The sequence below is a fragment of the Limnohabitans planktonicus II-D5 genome, from assembly GCF_001270065.2.
In the GTDB taxonomy this organism is placed as follows: domain Bacteria; phylum Pseudomonadota; class Gammaproteobacteria; order Burkholderiales; family Burkholderiaceae_C; genus Limnohabitans_A; species Limnohabitans_A planktonicus.
In genome coordinates this window covers 1-15,854 of record NZ_LFYT02000030.1, presented here as the reverse complement: position 1 = coordinate 15,854, position 15,854 = coordinate 1, and the positions used below count along the sequence as shown (strand labels likewise).

At 56.1% G+C, this 15,854-nt stretch carries 17 protein-coding genes; 5 read left to right on the top strand and 12 right to left on the bottom strand.

Translation table 11 applies throughout. The features are described from left to right. Nucleotides 1-514: 514 nt before the first annotated feature. On the bottom strand, nt 515-1,219 hold the full coding sequence (gene pyrE, locus H663_RS37555) for an orotate phosphoribosyltransferase (protein ID WP_053172747.1): 705 nt from the start codon (nt 1,217-1,219) through the stop codon (nt 515-517). Between the two features lie 10 nt (nt 1,220-1,229). Between pyrE and H663_RS37550 the strand changes: the two genes are divergently transcribed. Next, nucleotides 1,230-2,021: an exodeoxyribonuclease III gene (locus H663_RS37550; RefSeq protein WP_053173585.1), complete on the top strand. Its 792-nt coding sequence runs from the start codon at nt 1,230-1,232 to the stop codon at nt 2,019-2,021. A 67-nt stretch (nt 2,022-2,088) separates the two neighbouring features. Continuing rightward, nucleotides 2,089-3,198 carry an SMP-30/gluconolactonase/LRE family protein gene (locus tag H663_RS37545; protein WP_053172745.1) on the top strand — a complete coding sequence of 370 codons (1,110 nt, stop codon included), beginning with the start codon at nt 2,089-2,091 and terminating at the stop codon, nt 3,196-3,198. Nucleotides 3,199-3,202: 4 nt separating this feature from the next. On the opposite strand, the gene H663_RS37540 is transcribed toward H663_RS37545, so the two are convergent. After that, nucleotides 3,203-3,895, bottom strand: coding sequence for a class I SAM-dependent methyltransferase (locus tag H663_RS37540; RefSeq protein WP_240620563.1), 693 nt, complete (start codon nt 3,893-3,895; stop codon nt 3,203-3,205). Between the two features lie 149 nt (nt 3,896-4,044). Between H663_RS37540 and H663_RS37535 the strand changes: the two genes are divergently transcribed. Continuing rightward, the gene (locus H663_RS37535; protein ID WP_053172741.1) at nt 4,045-4,686 is read left to right on the top strand and encodes an MBL fold metallo-hydrolase; all 642 of its coding nucleotides are present in this window, start codon (nt 4,045-4,047) and stop codon (nt 4,684-4,686) included. 13 nt (nt 4,687-4,699) lie between these two features. On the opposite strand, the gene H663_RS37530 is transcribed toward H663_RS37535, so the two are convergent. Both H663_RS37530 and H663_RS37525 read right to left on the bottom strand, forming a co-directional pair. Then, nucleotides 4,700-5,155 carry a hypothetical protein gene (locus H663_RS37530; RefSeq protein ID WP_053172739.1) on the bottom strand — a complete coding sequence of 152 codons (456 nt, stop codon included), beginning with the start codon at nt 5,153-5,155 and terminating at the stop codon, nt 4,700-4,702. 83 nt (nt 5,156-5,238) lie between these two features. Beyond that, nucleotides 5,239-6,111 carry a M48 family metallopeptidase gene (locus tag H663_RS37525; protein ID WP_053172737.1) on the bottom strand — a complete coding sequence of 291 codons (873 nt, stop codon included), beginning with the start codon at nt 6,109-6,111 and terminating at the stop codon, nt 5,239-5,241. 119 nt (nt 6,112-6,230) lie between these two features. Here H663_RS37525 and H663_RS37520 point away from each other — a divergent pair, with 119 nt between their 5' ends. After that, entirely contained in the window at nt 6,231-7,751 is a 1,521-nt protein-coding gene (locus H663_RS37520) for an AmpG family muropeptide MFS transporter (protein ID WP_053172735.1), read from the top strand. A 42-nt stretch (nt 7,752-7,793) separates the two neighbouring features. Here the strand turns inward: H663_RS37520 and H663_RS37515 are convergent, their stop codons facing one another. From H663_RS37515 to radA, 8 genes are all read right to left on the bottom strand, one after another. Further along, a complete protein-coding gene (locus tag H663_RS37515; RefSeq protein WP_240620564.1) occupies nt 7,794-8,999 on the bottom strand; it encodes an IS4 family transposase in 1,206 nt (401 codons plus the stop codon). A 346-nt stretch (nt 9,000-9,345) separates the two neighbouring features. Then, on the bottom strand, nt 9,346-10,329 hold the full coding sequence (locus tag H663_RS37510) for a glycosyltransferase (RefSeq protein WP_083451172.1): 984 nt from the start codon (nt 10,327-10,329) through the stop codon (nt 9,346-9,348). Further along, a complete protein-coding gene (locus H663_RS37505; RefSeq protein ID WP_053172732.1) occupies nt 10,329-11,114 on the bottom strand; it encodes a glycosyltransferase family 2 protein in 786 nt (261 codons plus the stop codon). The genes H663_RS37510 and H663_RS37505 overlap by 1 nt, the downstream gene beginning before the upstream one ends. Continuing rightward, nucleotides 11,095-11,982: a glycosyltransferase family 2 protein gene (locus tag H663_RS37500; protein WP_083451171.1), complete on the bottom strand. Its 888-nt coding sequence runs from the start codon at nt 11,980-11,982 to the stop codon at nt 11,095-11,097. Before H663_RS37500 ends, H663_RS37505 begins: the two co-directional genes overlap by 20 nt. Nucleotides 11,983-12,005: 23 nt before the next feature. Continuing rightward, nucleotides 12,006-12,212 carry a zinc-finger domain-containing protein gene (locus H663_RS37495; RefSeq protein ID WP_053172730.1) on the bottom strand — a complete coding sequence of 69 codons (207 nt, stop codon included), beginning with the start codon at nt 12,210-12,212 and terminating at the stop codon, nt 12,006-12,008. 11 nt (nt 12,213-12,223) lie between these two features. Then, a complete protein-coding gene (locus H663_RS37490; RefSeq protein ID WP_053172728.1) occupies nt 12,224-13,162 on the bottom strand; it encodes a branched-chain amino acid transaminase in 939 nt (312 codons plus the stop codon). 48 nt (nt 13,163-13,210) lie between these two features. Beyond that, entirely contained in the window at nt 13,211-13,624 is a 414-nt protein-coding gene (locus H663_RS37485) for a hypothetical protein (protein ID WP_053172726.1), read from the bottom strand. A gap of 172 nt (nt 13,625-13,796) precedes the next feature. Beyond that, nucleotides 13,797-15,188 (bottom strand): DNA repair protein RadA, encoded by a 1,392-nt coding sequence (gene radA / locus H663_RS37480; protein ID WP_053172724.1) that lies wholly within the window; start codon nt 15,186-15,188, stop codon nt 13,797-13,799. A gap of 250 nt (nt 15,189-15,438) precedes the next feature. Between radA and H663_RS37475 the strand changes: the two genes are divergently transcribed. Beyond that, nucleotides 15,439-15,738, top strand: a complete 300-nt coding sequence (locus H663_RS37475; protein WP_053172723.1) for an RNA recognition motif domain-containing protein — start codon at nt 15,439-15,441, stop codon at nt 15,736-15,738. Nucleotides 15,739-15,854: the final 116 nt, after the last annotated feature.

The window sequence follows — 15,854 nt, the reverse complement described above, 5'->3', positions numbered from 1 at the left end:
CAATCGGTTTGTCTACCCCTAAACAACCCAGTTGGAACAAAAAAAAGGCAGTTGACGAGGCGTCAAACTGCCTAAATTGAGTAAATTAAAAAAATCAGAATTTATTGAGGGTGCGCGTCACTTCCAAGTGAGGTGAAAGTAAAGAAATTTGAAAAAATGACGCTGCCTGTTGATTAGGCCCTGTGAAGATTCCAGTTCTCAAAGAGGTTGCAGGTCGGCGGTCAAAGACCCCGACATGGGCCAGTGCCAAAAACCATCAGCTCGAACACTGCGAGTACCGACCTATTGATTCGGCCTGATGAAGACTGAACCGTGTGTTGCCAGTTGCAGGATTTTGTGGGCGCTTGCCCTGCAAGCGAAAAGCCTGTGGCCCAAAAGCGACTGATCGCCAGCAGGGCTAGCTCCCACAAGGTGCAAGATTGAAGTCATTCTGCAGACTTCATTGGACCGGATCAATAAGAGATGACATGCCTCCCACATTTCAAACTTCAGAGTGCCGTCTCAATAAGGCATTTCAAACACCATAGCGGTCCCTGTAAGCCTGAACCCTGGGCAGGTGCTGGCCCAGTTCGTTGCCGCTTTGTGTCGACAAATAAGCCAAAAGATCAGACAACTGGGCAATGCAACACACCGCCATGCCCAGCGAGCCTTGCACATATTGAACAGCACTGTGGGACACGTCCTTCACCGAGCCATCGTCTTGCTTTTCAGTGGCCATTTCCTGGCGGTCCAGCGCAATCGCAATGGCGTGCGGCGTGGCCCCGGCGGCCTTGATCAGCGCAATCGATTCGCGCGCAGCGGTGCCTGCGCTCATCACGTCGTCCACGATCAGCACGCGCCCTTTGAGCGGTGCGCCCACCAGCGAGCCGCCTTCGCCGTGGTCTTTGGCTTCCTTGCGGTTGTAGGCAAAGGGCACGTTCTTGCCCAGTCGGGCCAGCTCGATGGCCACGGCCGCACCCAGCGGGATGCCCTTGTAGGCGGGGCCAAAGATCATGTCGAATTCGATCCCGCTGGCCAGCAGGGCTTTTGCATAAAATTGCGCCAGTCGGCTCAGCTTGGCACCATCGTCAAACAGGCCGGCGTTAAAAAAGTAAGGGCTCATGCGCCCGGCTTTGGTCTTGAATTGCCCAAAGCGCAGCACGCCCGAATCCACCGCAAACTGCACAAATTCCTGAGCGAGCGCCTGCATCTCGGCGCTGCTTGCCTGTCCTGTCACCATGGGGAAATCCTTGTTCAAACTCACCAGCCTTAACCTCAACGGCATCCGTTCGGCCACGACCAAAGGGGTCGCAGCGTGGCTGGCCCAAGAAAAACCCGATTGTATTTGCGTGCAAGAGGTCAAAGCCCAGGCCCCCGATGTGGCGGGCAAGTTTGAGGAACTCGCGGGCCTCAAAGGCCACTTTCACTTTGCCGAGAAAAAAGGCTACTCGGGCGTGGGCGTCTACACCCGCCACGAACCCAGCGATGTGGTGGTGGGATTTGATGGCGGAGAGTTTGACGCCGAAGGCCGTTATGTGGAAACGCGTTTCGACACACCGCAGCGCAAGTTGTCCATCATCAGCGTGTACTTTCCCAGTGGCTCGTCCGGGCCCGAGCGGCAAGAAGCCAAGTTCCGCTTCTTGAACAAAATGTACCCGCACCTGATGGCCCTCAAAGCCGAGCGCGACTTCATCGTCTGCAGCGACTTGAACATCGCCCACCAACAGGCCGACCTCAAGAACTGGAAGGGCAACCTCAAAAACAGCGGCTTTTTGCCCGAAGAGCGCGCCTGGATGACGCAGTTGACCACCGAAGGCGGTGTGGTTGATGTGTATCGCCGCCTGCAGCCGCACACCACTGACGATTGCTACACCTGGTGGAGCAACCGCGGCCAAGCCTACGCCAAAAATGTGGGCTGGCGCCTGGATTACCACTTGGCCACGCCCGCCGTGGCCGAAAAAGCCCGCACCGAGCACATCTACAAGGGCGAGAAGTTCTCTGACCACGCGCCGATCACCATCGCTTACGAGGGTTTGCTCTGAGGGCCCTGACGCTCTGAAGCTGATTCAATGGCACGCTTGGTCTGTGAGCCGCCATGCAGGATGTCATATGAAAAAGCTGTTGGGTCTTTTGGGTGTGCTGGTTCTGGCTGGGCTGGCGTATTTTTGTCTTTGGCCGGTTCCGGTCGAGCCAGTCAGCTGGAACGCACCCGATGCACCGGGCTATGCCGGGCCGCATGCGGTTAACAACAAGCTAACCAAGCTCAACATCATCGACCTGGGCACCGAGACAGGGCCAGAGCACATCGCCTTCGGGCCGGACGGCAAGCTCTACACCACGGTGGAGAGCGGGCGCATTTTGCGCATGCAGCCTGACGGCTCGCAGCAAGAGGTGTTTGCCCAGACGGGGGGGCGGGTGCTCGGTTTTGACTTTGACGTCCGCGGCCACCTGATCGCGGCCGATGCGGTCAAGGGCTTGCTGTCGATTGCGCCCGACAAATCCATCCAACTGCTGACCGACAAGGTGGCGGTGAACGGTCAGCCCGACCCGATCCGTTATGCCGATGCGGTGGTGGTGGCCCAAAACGGCAAGATGTACCTGAGTGATGCATCCACCCGTTTTGCCCCGAAGGACTGGGGCGGCACCTTCGAGGCCAGCGTGCTCGACATCCTGGAGCAAGCGGCTACGGGCCGAGTGCTGGAGTTTGACCCGGCCAACGGCCAAACCCGCGTGGTGGCCCGGAGTCTGAGCTTTGCCAACGGCGTGGCGCTGAGCCAGGATGAAAAACACCTGTTCGTGAACGAGACGGGCAAGTACCGCGTCTGGAAAATCGACGTCAACGCCCAGAACCTGGACGTGGCCCAAGGCGGTGCACAGGCCCGCGTGTTGTTTGACAACCTGCCGGGCTACCCTGACAACCTGATGCGAGGACGGGGCGGCAAGATCTGGCTGGGCTTTGCCAAGCCCCGCAACCCGACCATCGACAAGATGGCTGACAAACCCTTCATGCGCAAGGTCACGCTGCGCCTGCCCCGCGCCCTGTGGCCCATCCCCAAGGCCTACGGCCATGTGATGGCCTTCACCGAAGACGGCAAAGTGGTCCAAGACCTGCAAGACCCCAGCGGCCAGTACCCCGAAAGCACGGGCGTGACCGAGACGGCGGACCGACTCTATATCCACAGCCTGCACGCCAAGGGACTGGGCTGGTTGCCGCGTTGAGGCTTCATTCGCGTGTGTAGGTGAGCATGCGGCCTTTGTAGCCTGGCAGGCCCTCGTGCGGGGGCTGATCCAGCACCTGTTCATGACGGGCAAAACCCAGACTGGCCATCTGTTTGTGAAAGGCCGCACGGTTGCCCCGATTGGGATCGACCACCCAGATTTCCGAGCGGCTGGCTGCATGCGCATGGATGAAGCTGGCCAGCGTGCCCTCGTCGTCGCGCTCATACAAGATGTCGCTGCCCATGATCAGGTCGAACACCCCGCTGGGCAGTGCGTCCTGGGCTGTCGTCAATACAGGCAAACCATCTTCACGCAATGCCGCCTTGCCCCACAGGCCGTGACAGTAGGCTATGGGGGACAAACCGTTCAATCGCGTGTTTTCATCCAGAAAGGCGTGCGCCAAGGGATGGCAATCACTGGCGGTGACCGAAGCCCCTCTGCGATGGGCCACCAGACTGGCCAGCCCCAGACCGCAGCCAATTTCTAAAATGCGTTCGACCGACACGGGGCGTTTGGCCATGCGTTCGGCCATGTGTTGACCGGAGGGCCAAAGCAGACCAAACAAAGGCCAGTTGGCCGATGAGATGCCTAAGTTCAAGGCCTCATCCAAGGGGTCGTAAAACTGGTTGTTGTCCAGCAGGGAGCGGATGAGCAGGTTATCTACTCCCGCAATGGCAACGCTGTGTTGTTGGGTCAAGTAGCCGGGTGAAGAGGGGTGCAAACAAACAATCGTTGCAGCGCAAATGCCAAAAATCAAAAGGCGCTGGCTGAGTTGGACTGTACACCCCTGCATCGGCCTGATGTGTTGATCCCATCACATTGACCGCATGCCCGATAATTTGCAGCATGCTGCAATACGAAACTATTCCTGTCACCCCTTTTCAGCAAAATTGCTCCCTTGTCTGGGATGACCAAAGCCGCCAAGCGGCGGTGGTCGATCCGGGGGGCGATCTCGAATTGATATTGGCTGCCGTCAATACCCATGGCCTGCGTTTGGAGCAGATTTGGATTACCCATGGCCACCTGGACCACGCTTCGGGCACGGCCGACTTGGCCGAGCAGTTGGGCGGATTGCCCATCATCGGGCCTCACCCGGCAGACCAGTTCTGGATTGACGGACTGCCTCAGGCGGCTGCAGCCTATGGTTTTCCGCCTGCCCGGGTTTTCCATCCCACGCGCTGGCTGGCCGATGGCGACACGGTGAGTTTGGGGGCGCACCTTTTGCAGGTGCGCCATTGCCCCGGGCACACGCCGGGCCATGTGGTGTTTTATTCACCGGAGATCAAGCGGGCATTTGTGGGTGATGTGTTGTTTGCAGGCAGCATTGGCCGCACAGATTTTCCGCAAGGCAACCATGACGATTTGATTGCCAGCATCACCCAACGTCTGTGGCCTATGGGCGACGACACGGTGTTCATCCCTGGCCATGGCCCCGAGAGCACCTTTGGCCGCGAGCGCAAAAGCAACCCCTACGTGGGCGGGACCTGAGCAGAGCGCGCAATTACGAAGCCATCCCCGTCATTGCGAGAAGCCGGGGGCACTGGATTGCCACGCTGCGCTCGCAATGACGGAAATGGATCATCGCGCGGAACCACAGCAACCCAAATCCGTCATCGCGAGGAGCTTGCGACGCGCCGATCAAGCAGCTGAAGCTGAGCTTGTCCGTGCATTGGATTGCCACGCTGCGCGCGCAATGACAGAAATGGGTCAACGCGCGGAACCACAGCAACCCAAATCCGTCATCGCGAGGAGCTTGCGACGCGGCGATCCAGCAGCTGAGCTTGTCCGGGCACTGGACTGCCACGCTGCGCGCGCAATGACGGAAATGGGTCATCGCGCGGAGCCACAGCAACCCAAATCCGTCATCGCGAGGAGCTTGAGACGCGGCGATCCAGCAGCTGAGCTTGTCCGGGCACTGGATTGACGCGCTGCGCTCGCAATGACGGAAATGGGTCATCGCGAGAAGCCGAATTCCTGTCGTTGCGAGGAGCCGCCTTTAGCCTCTAGGAGCGAAGAGACGTGGTGGGACGTGGCATTCCATCACCCCTGACGGGCTTGTTCGTACAGGTGCTGCACTTTGGGCAGATTGGCTTCGAGTTCCTGGATGCGGTTGGCACCGCTGGGGTGGGTGGACAGGAAAGAGGGGCTGCCGTTGCCATTGGCGGCGAGCATTTTTTTCCACAAGGCCACGCTGGCTTCGGGGCGAAAGCCGCCGCGTGCTGCGATTTCCAGTCCGACCAGATCGGATTCGGTTTCATCGTCGCGGCTGTATTTGAGCGTCAGCAGTTGTGTGCCCAGATTGGCGGCGACGTCGCCCAAAGAGCCTAGGCCCAGAAGTTGTGAGGCGATGGACAGGCCCATGCCGGTCATTTGGCTTTTGGCCAGTCTCTCCCTGGCATGTTCGCGCAAGGCGTGAGCCATTTCGTGGCCCATGATCATGGCGACTTCGTCGTCGTTGAGCTGCAGCTGGTCCAGGATACCTGTGTAAAAAGCGATCTTGCCGCCGGGCATGCACCAAGCGTTGATTTGTTTGCTGCCGATCAAGTTAACTTGCCAGCGCCACTCGCGGGCACGTGGGTTCCATTGCGTTGTGTGCGGAATGAGCCGCTGCGCAATGCCGTGCAGACGTTTGAGTTGTGGGTGGCCTTCGGGGGCCAGAGCGCCTTTGTTGCGGGCTTCGGTCAGCACTTGGTTGTATTGCTGGCGGGCTGAGCCTTCCAGGGTTTCGGCAGGCACCAAATTACGCAGGCTGGAAGATGAGCCCACCTCCACTTGCGCCAAAGCTGAACCGGCGGCTGAGGCTCCAGCCGCCAACAAAAATGCACGCCGGGCTTGCCAACGCACAGATGTACCAGCTGATGCGATGTCAGCGGGGTCGGCGGGAGGGTTTTTGAGGTCACAAAGATTGCACATGCCGCCATCATAGGGAAAACCACAGCAGCATGCACCTTGGTGACAGCGGGAGGTGTCACCAGCTTGGGCACAATGTGCGTATGAATACGCTTGTAAAGCCCAGTCACCAAAAACCCCCGATGCCCAGCTGGCGGGACACCCTTAAAACCCTGTGGGATTGGCGTGTACTGTGTTTGTTGGCCATGGGTTTTTCGGCGGGTATTCCTATTTTGTTGATTTTTTCGTCTCTGTCCTTGTGGCTGGGAGAAGCCGGTGTTGAGCGCAAGGCGTTGACCTTTTTCAGTTGGGCTGCGTTGGGCTATTCGTTCAAATTTGTTTGGGCACCTTTGGTGGACCGCTTGCCTTTGCCGTTGTTGGGGGCATGGTTGGGGCGGCGTCGTTCGTGGATGTTGTTGGCCCAGTGTGGCGTGGTGTTGGCCATATTGGGCATGGCCAGTACTGACCCTGCGGCTGGTGAAGATGCACTCACCCGAATGGCCATGTTTGCGGTGTTGCTGGGGTTTGCATCAGCTACACAAGACATTGTCATTGACGCTTACCGCATCGAGATTGCCGGGCCCGAACAGCAAGGGCTCTTGTCTTCGGCGTACATCGCAGGGTATCGCTTGGGCATGATTGTGGCGGGAGCTGGGGCTTTGTATTTGGCGTCGTATTGGGGCTCAAGCAAAGGGGCGTATGTGTTTGGTGCCTGGCAGTGGACGTATGGCGTGATGGCGGCCATCATGGTGGTGGGCATGCTGACGACATTGATCACCCGTGAGCCAGCCGCCAGTGCTCAGGCACCACGCCAACCCTCGGGTCAGCACCTTCGCTTGCTGGGGGTGTTTCTGGCCAGCGTTGTGGCTTTTGTGGGCGTTTTCGCGCAATGGGGCAACGCCATGGGCGACGTCAAGACAGGACCTTTGCTTGGACTGCTCTTGGAGGCTGTGCGCATGGCGGTTTCATTGGCTGCTGCCTTTGGTGTGGGCACGGTGTTGGTCAAACGCGGGCTGGCCAGCCGAGAGCAGGCGCGCACCACCTGGGTCATGCCGGTGCTCGATTTTTTTGCGCGATATGGCGCGCGCAATGCTTGGCTGCTGCTGGCACTCATTGGGCTGTACCGCATATCGGACATTGTGTTGGGCGTCATCTCCAATGTGTTTTACCAAGATTTGGGGTTTTCAAAAATCGAGATCGCCAATGCGGTCAAAACTTTTGGTGTGGTGGTGAGCATCGTGGGTGGTTTTTGGGGTGGCCTGCTGGCTGCCCGCATCGGGGTGATGCGTTCCTTGTTTTGGGGAGCGGTGTTGTCGGCGCTGACCAACCTGGGCTTTGTCTGGTTGGCGTATGCGGGCCACCATGTGAGCGGCATGTACGTGGTGGTGGCAGCCGACAATCTGGCAGCGGGCTTTGCCAGTGCGGCCTTCGTGGCCTTTTTGTCCAGCTTGACCAATGTGTCATTTACAGCGGTGCAGTACGCCATTTTCAGTTCCTTGATGACCTTGCTGCCCAAGACGCTGGGCGGTTATTCGGGGGGCATGGTCGACGCCATGGGGTATCCCGGCTTTTTTATGCTCACCACGCTGATGGGCTTACCGGTGCTGCTGCTGGTGGCGTTGGCCTCTCGGCTGCAGGCAAAAACCCTGCCGAACATGACTTGAATGTCACGCCGGGTTTCACCCCAATCCACCGAACTTAAGCCACTAACCCTTGTAAGCCAAATGCGGATGCGGCTTGTTTTTGCTCGCAGGGCGCGGCCGAGATCGACCATCAACCCGTCGCACCAGATTGCCTTTGAGCAGTTCAATGCTCTGGGCGATGCACGTCGCAAGGGCACCCGGCAGCAACAGCAAACGAGGCAGCATGCGTTGCATCAAGCTGGCCGCATAGCTGCGGTTGCAGACACGATCCGTGCGCTCTTGCATGCCACGGGCACAGTGACTGAGCAAAGCGCCCAGGTTGTCGGCCAACACTTTGGCAGCGATATTAATGACACAGGCTTGCTGGCTCAGGCCGCTGACGCTTTCAATTTTCAGGCGGTTCTTGAGGCGTTTGAAGGCTTCTTCGATGCGCCAGCGTTGGTGGTACAGCTGCCCAAACACCTCAGCAGGAAACGCCCGTGCATCCAAGTTGGTGAGCAACACGCGCACCTTGCCGCTGGAGCTGACACAACGCACCAGGCGCACGCGCGGGGCTTGGCGAATGAACTCGTAATCCTTGGCATCTTCAGTGCTGGGCATGTTCAGGGTGACCATCGCCTCGCTGGGTCCGCTGCGCAAGAACTCGCGCACCGCCTTGAAGCCGCTGTCACTGTCGCAGCGCATGCAAAAGCGGATACTTTGCTGCTGCAACAAGGCGATCAACCAAGCAGCCGGATAGCCCCGGTCAAGCACCAGCACATCATTGGCTTGCAGGTGGTGCAGACTCTCAAAGAGCATCTGACGCTCGCCCGTCTCGGGGCCGTAGAGCTGGGCATGCAGACACAGCTCAGGGCCGGGCAAATACAGGCCAAACAAGCGCTGATCGGGTTGGGCTGCAAGGCGCGTTTGGTGGCACGCACGGGTGGCGGGCATGAACACTGAGGCGTCTGCGGCCACCACACGCAAGCCATGCCAAAGCGGCATCCAGCCTCTGGCCTGAGCCAGGTCCAGCAATTGAGCGTTCAAGGCAGTCAGGGCGGCGGGCTTGATTTTGTTACGTGCTTGGGCAAAGGCGCGGTCACTGGCCACGCGCTCAAGACCTGCGTGACCGGCCAAGCTGGCGAAAAAGGAGTCCAGCATCAACTGCTGAGATTGGGAACGATGGCTGAGCAAAGCGCCTACGAGACAAGGCAGGGGCAGTTTGCGTTGGCGAACAAAGGCGGTGGACTGGGTGCCTCGGGCCAAATCTGCAAAGGCAGGGCTGTGGATGAACTGACCCAGCTGGGCAAAGAGAGAGGTCAGGTCATCAAGAGGTGATGAATCAAGGGTAAACCCTGTATTTTCTTGCCATGGTGGGAGTCATGATGTGGAACAAGAAAATAAGAAAAACTGCAATTAAATCAATGAGTTGCGTGAATGATTATGGCTTAAGTTCGGTGGATTGATGGACATATGGGCCTCAAAAACTCCCAGAAAACAGGCTCCATTGAATATCAATGTGGGAGTTTTGAACATTGGGAATGACCCTGAAAGCTAGCATTCATGCGGGTTTCAGGGGTTTATCAGGGATGACTTTTTAGAGTGAGTGCCAAATGAAATCGCTAAATATTGCTATTTAATTTTTTTGCCAAGGTAGCTTTGAGGCTGAGATTTCCATGCATGGATGCGCAGTATGTAATTTTTCTCGGTTAATTACTCTTTGATAGATGTGAAAGTAGCTGGCAGCCATTTTCTCGGCGTTGAAGTTATTCGCAGCATGTAGGTGGCAAACTTCCCGATTAAATGATTGATTTTTCATGGCATCAACCAGATCAGACATTTTTATTGAAAGCGTTCCACATTCTGTGGGAACTAACTCCGGAAGTGCACCATACGGAGTGGCGAAGACTGGGCAACCGAAATAAAGGCTTTCGATGGCGGCCAAACCAAATGGTTCGTGCCATCTCACAGGAAAAATCAAGCCCCTTGACTTCCGCAAGACAGAAAATTTGGTTTCTCCGCCAACCATTCCTAGAAAATTGATCTTTCTAGACCAAGTGAAGCGAAATCCACGTTTGATATTCAGGCGATCGCCGCCCATCACAATTAATGGGGCGTTGGCTTGCAAACTGCTATCTATAGCGCCTTGAACATTTTTTACGCTCCAAGCAGCTTTTCCTAAAAAATGAAAATAATCATCCGTCTTGTCGAGTTCAATAGGGCCATAACTAGACCAATCCAATCCATTATGAATAAAACAATTAGAGTTGTGTCTTAATGCATGATTTTGAGATACAAATACCGTATTTTCGGGAAGTGGTTCGCTGACTTGCGAGTTTCCATGCTGGGTGATCAACCATGGGCGATCAAGTTCAAGACCTAGACCGGGGTTGAACTGGAAGTGAACTATATCTACATCTTCAGGGATCTGATTTTGCCAATCAAGATCTTCTTGAATTGGAATAATTTGACCAAAATGACACTCTGAACCCTGTGGCACTAAATAACTGACCCGGTGTCCCATTTTAACCAATGCTTGGCCCAAGTCCCAGATTACGCGTTCTGTTCCACCATAAGCAAATACAGGAATTGAAGCACGATTGATAAATAGAATGTGCATTATCGTATGAAAGATTTATTGAGCATTGATCTGTCGTAGTGGAGCATGGTGTACCTGAAAAAACACTCAAGCGCGATAAAAAAACAGAAGAGAAATCCCTGTGGGCCGCACATAAATCCACGCCTGAAAATATATAGCTGAATAAAACTGACAAATGCCGATGCAAAACCTCGTAAAACCCCACCCTTTTTTCCAGTGTTGGCCCGTTTTAATGCGCCAAGTTGAGAATATTGAGCTAATTTTTGAAGGCTCTCGTAGACTGTTTCACGTGAATAATGAAGTAACCGGGATTTGCATGTGATAACAGGTGTATTGGTGTCATGTAATACAGCATTTTCGTGAACTACGCCTTCAAATTTAAATAAATTAGAAGTCCGGAAAAGCCGCTTTACACCACCTGTAGCCTTCATATATTTCAGGGGTTTTCCATATGCGATTTGAAGCCACAAAATCTCCCAAACACCATTCAGTCCACTTGAGACGGCAGTCTGAATTTCTTTTTCCAGTTCAGGGGTTATGACCTCGTCCGCATCCAGAAAGAATATGTAATCTGAAGAGCAGTATTGCAAAAGTCTATTGCGTTGTTCTGCAAATCCTTTCCAGTCTGTATGGATATGAACTTGAGCGCCAAGGGATTGTGCAATGAGCACGGTATCGTCTTTACTTCCGCTGTCTACCACCACAATCTGATCAGCAAACTTGGCACTTTCAATGCATTTTGCAATGCGCCGGGACTCATTCATGGTGAGAATCCCTATACACAAGCTAGGAGTTTTGGTTTTCATGGGGTTTCCAATCAATCACCCCTCTCAGTCGCCCAACCATTCTGGCAACGAGCCGGGGTGATGGCAGCAGCATTCTCAAGGGCAGAGCCAGACAGGTTTGAAAAATCAGTTTTTTGCGCTTCGAGATGGCTTTTTCAAGGTGAATGTGTTTGGCCGTGAAGAAGAGTTTGGATTGCGCATGGTGATAGCCACGAACATACTCACTTTTCAGAGGACTTTTACCTTTGACCGAACCTCGTGACCGATGAACTGCCGTCACGGCGGGGTCGATGATCATGGCGCGCTTGGCTTTAAATAACCTGAGGCACAGATCATCATCTTCGTAGTAGAGGAAAAAGCCTTCGTCAAAGAATCCGACCACATCAAAAGCCTTGATTCTGAAAAGCATGGTCGCGCCACACACAAAGCCCACGCAGGCTGGTCCATGCGTTGCAGCAGGACCTTTGGATTTCCAAAGGAGATGGGGCCAACGGTAGTTGGTGTCTGGGGAGTTGTCTGAGTGGAGCAGTTGAGGCGCAATGATGGCGGCTTGAGGATGTGCGATCGCAGTGTGCATCAATGCCAATATGGATGCAGGTGTGATCTCACAATCTGGATTCAACAGCAGTGAAAAAGTGGTGGTGACTTGATGCAACGCAAGGTTGTTGGCGGCACCAAACCCCAGGTTTTTAGGCAGCGCGATAATTTTTGAATCAGGCAAATGCTGTCGAGCGGCATCTGCGCATCCGTCATCACTGCCGTTGTCCACGACCATGATGTGAGGGCATTGCGCAAGTGATCGCCCAAGTTCGGGCAAGCAGTGGGCGCTGTTGTAAGTCACGATGATGATCGTGACGTCATTCAGGTCATGAACAGTTTGATCACTCAAAAGAAATCCAGTCTGGGTTGTGATCAGTGGTGTTGACCCACCACCTCACCCGCCTTGAGCTGATAAACCGTGCCGCAATACGGGCACTTGGCTTCACCAGTCTTGGCTACATCCAGGTAGACCTTGGGGTGGCTGTTCCAGAGTTTCATGTCTGCTTTGGGGCTGGGGCAGAAAACGCCGCCTTGGGGGTTCAAATCGGTGGCCAGCAGTTCAACAGCTTGGTTGCTCATCTTCTTGCTCCTCAAACCAAAGTCAGCCAGTGGGCGTACTTGGGGTTGCGGCCATTGACGATGTCAAAGAACGCGGTCTGGATTTTCTCGGTCACCGGGCCACGGCTGCCTGCGCCCAGTTGGATGCGGTCGAGTTCGCGGATCGGGGTCACTTCAGCGGCTGTGCCGGTGAAGAAGGCTTCGTCAGCGATGTAAATTTCGTCGCGGGTGATGCGCTTTTGCACAATCTCGAGGCCCAGGTCTTTGGCGATGTGGAACACGGTGTTGCGGGTGATGCCGTTCAGGGCACCAGCTGACAGATCGGGGGTGTAGATCACGCCATCCTTGACCACGAAGATGTTTTCACCTGCGCCTTCGGACACAAAGCCCGAGGTGTCCAGCAACAGGGCTTCGTCATAGCCTTCGTCGGTCACTTCCATGTTGGCAAGGATCGAGTTGGTGTAGTTGCTCACCGCCTTGGCTTGCGTCATGGTGATGTTGACGTGGTGGCGTGTGTAGCTGCTGGTCTTGACGCGGATGCCGCGCTTCATGCCTTCTTCCCCCAGATACGCACCCCAGGTCCAGGCGGCCACCATCAGGTGGATGGTGTTGCCCTTGGGGCTGACGCCCAGCTTTTTGTCGCCGATCCAAGTCAGGGGCCGGATGTAGCCGCTTTCCAAGTTGTTCTCGCGCACCACGGCACGTTGGGCTTCGTTGACCTGATCTTTGGTGAAAGGAATGGCCATGCGCAGGATCTTGGCGCTGTTGAACAGGCGGTCGGTGTGATCCTGTAGGCGGAAGATGGCGGTGCCTTGCTCAGTTTTGTAGGCGCGCACGCCTTCAAAAGCGCCGCAGCCGTAGTGCAGTGTGTGGCTCAGAACATGGATCTTGGCATCGCGCCAATCGACCATCTGGCCGTCCATCCAAATTTTGCCGTCACGGTCAGACATAGAAGGAATGACAACGCTCATGAAAGTGTCCTTTGAAATAGCTGCAATAAACAGGAGTTTGCGTGGATTTTAAAGGTTTGGCTCTTCCGGGCTTACTTGGGGGCGTACCAGTGTCCATTCGGACAACTTGCCGCCAATAAAAGTGCAGGTGACCACCGATTTGCTGGTGTCGGTCCAGGTGTAAACCTCGGGTTGGACGTCTTTTTCCGTCAAAAGCTGGCCCAAAGACCGCGTCATGGCGATCACGTGCATCAAACTGACGCCCTTTTTGAGCTTGGCGTTGAGCATGACAGCGCTGGCCACATGGCCGATGGGCCGATTGGCGGCTTTTTTCAGGATAGTGACCATGCGCGTGAAGTGCAGCAGCACCCACATGACGACGCCGCCCACGGCCAGGGCTATGCCCGCCCACTGAAAAGCCTGCCAGGCCCCAACGGTGAAAACGATGATGGCCAGTGGAGTCAGTATTTTGGTGAAATTCATGGGGGCCGATTTTGCCTTGTAAATGAGGGCGGTCTTCTTGTCACGCCGGACTTGATCCGGTATGACAAGTGCTTGGGTTTTGCGACCATGGCCCCCGAATCAAGATTGGGGTGAGGTAAGGCTGTTCCAGCGTCACGGCTTGCCTGGGATTAGGGCTTTGGGGTGTTGACTTTCAGTCCAGACCCCGCACCACCTGCATCGCCTCTTCAATGCGCTCTACGGGGTAGACGGTCAGGCCCTCAAAGGCCTTGTCGCCTTTTTTGGGCATGTTGGCTTTGGGCACCACGGCGGTCTTGAAGCCTAACTTGGCGGCTTCTTTCAACCGTTCCTGACCGCGGGGCGCGGGGCGCACTTCACCAGCCAAGCCCACTTCGCCAAAGGCGATGAAGCCTTTGGGCAGGGGCTTGCCGCGCAGGCTGCTGGTGATGGCCAGCATCACTGCCAAGTCGGCGGCGGGCTCGCGGATGTGCACACCGCCCACCGCGTTCACAAACACGTCCTGGTCCATGCAGGCCACGCCCGCGTGGCGGTGCAGCACGGCCAGCAGCATGGCCAGGCGGTCGCGCTCCAGGCCCACAGACAGCCGCCGGGGGCTCGGGCCGCCCGAATCCACGAGGGCCTGGATCTCGACCAGCATGGGCCGTGTGCCTTCGAGCGTGACCATGACGCAGCTGCCGGGCACCGGCTCGCTGTGCTGGCTCAAAAAAATGGCGCTGGGGTTGCTCACGCCCTTGAGGCCTTTTTCGGTCATGGCGAACACGCCAATTTCGTTGACGGCGCCAAAGCGGTTCTTGATGGCGCGGATCAGGCGGAAGTTCGAATGCGTGTCGCCCTCAAAGTACAGCACCGTGTCCACCATGTGCTCCAGCACGCGGGGGCCAGCCAGCGCGCCTTCCTTGGTGACGTGGCCCACCAGCACGATGGTGGTGCCGGTGGCTTTGGCGGTGCGGGTCAAGTGCGCCGCGCATTCACGCACCTGAGCCACCGAGCCTGGGGCGCTGGTCAGCTGGTCTGAGTACACCGTCTGGATCGAGTCGATGATGGCGATGTTCGGTTGGCGTGATTGCAGGGTGTGCAGGATCTTTTCAAGCTGGATCTCGGGCAGCACGGGCACTTGCGAGTCGGGCAGGCCCAGACGGCGCGAGCGCATCGCCACTTGCGCGCCGCTTTCTTCACCCGTCACATACAGGGTGCTCATGCCGCTGCGTTGTAGCGCATCCACCGCTTGCAGCAGCAAGGTCGATTTGCCGATGCCCGGATCGCCGCCGATCAACACAACGCCGCCTTCAACCATGCCGCCGCCCAGCACTCGGTCCAACTCGTCAATGCCAGTGGGGTGGCGGTCAAAGTCGGCGGCTTCGATGTGGGACAGGGGCAACACCTCGCTGGAGGGGGCCAGCGCCTGGTATTGCGCCGAGCCCAGGCGGTTTTTGCCGCCGCTGGCAGCTTCGGCCGCGCTTTCAATCAGTGTGTTCCAGGCGTTGCAGCTGGGGCATTTGCCCATCCAGCGAGCACTGGTGCCGCCGCATTCGCTGCAGGTGTAAATGGATTTGTCTTTGGCCATGGGGCCTGATTGTGCCCGACTACTGTTTTTATGATCAGTGTTCTATAAAACAAATGGAAATATATGAATTGACATTTATTCAAAAAATGAATATAGTCAAAAATTCGAAATCCTTCAGATCCTTGCTCCATCGGATCGAGATGCTGCGGTTTCTCCAGTCTCTGCGGCTTCCTTGCTGGGATGCCGCTTCTCCCGCGCCACAGTGCAGAACATTTTAAGCCTGTGCGCCTTCTCTCTGAAAGGCTCTACCATGAGCAGCAAAATTTACGTGGGCAACTTGCCTTACACCATCGACGATGCCAACTTGCGCGAGAACTTCTCGGCTTTCGGTGGCGTCAAATCCGCCAAGGTCATGATGGACCGCGAAAGCGGCCGTTCCAAAGGATTCGGCTTCGTCGAAATGTCCAGCAGCGATGAAGCGCAAGCCGCGATTCAAGGCTTGAACGGCATGTCTGTCGGTGGTCGCGCCATCGTGGTGAACATCTCCAAACCTAAAGAGCCCAGCACAGGTTACGGCAGCGGTTACCGCGACAGCCGCAGCAGCTACTGATTGGTTTTGACCTTCATGAAAAAAGCCGCTGAAAAGCGGCTTTTTTTCATGTGGATGACCCATAAACGTATGCCGATGAGCGTGAGAGGCGTTATGAAGTTTTGCCAAAAGTGGGC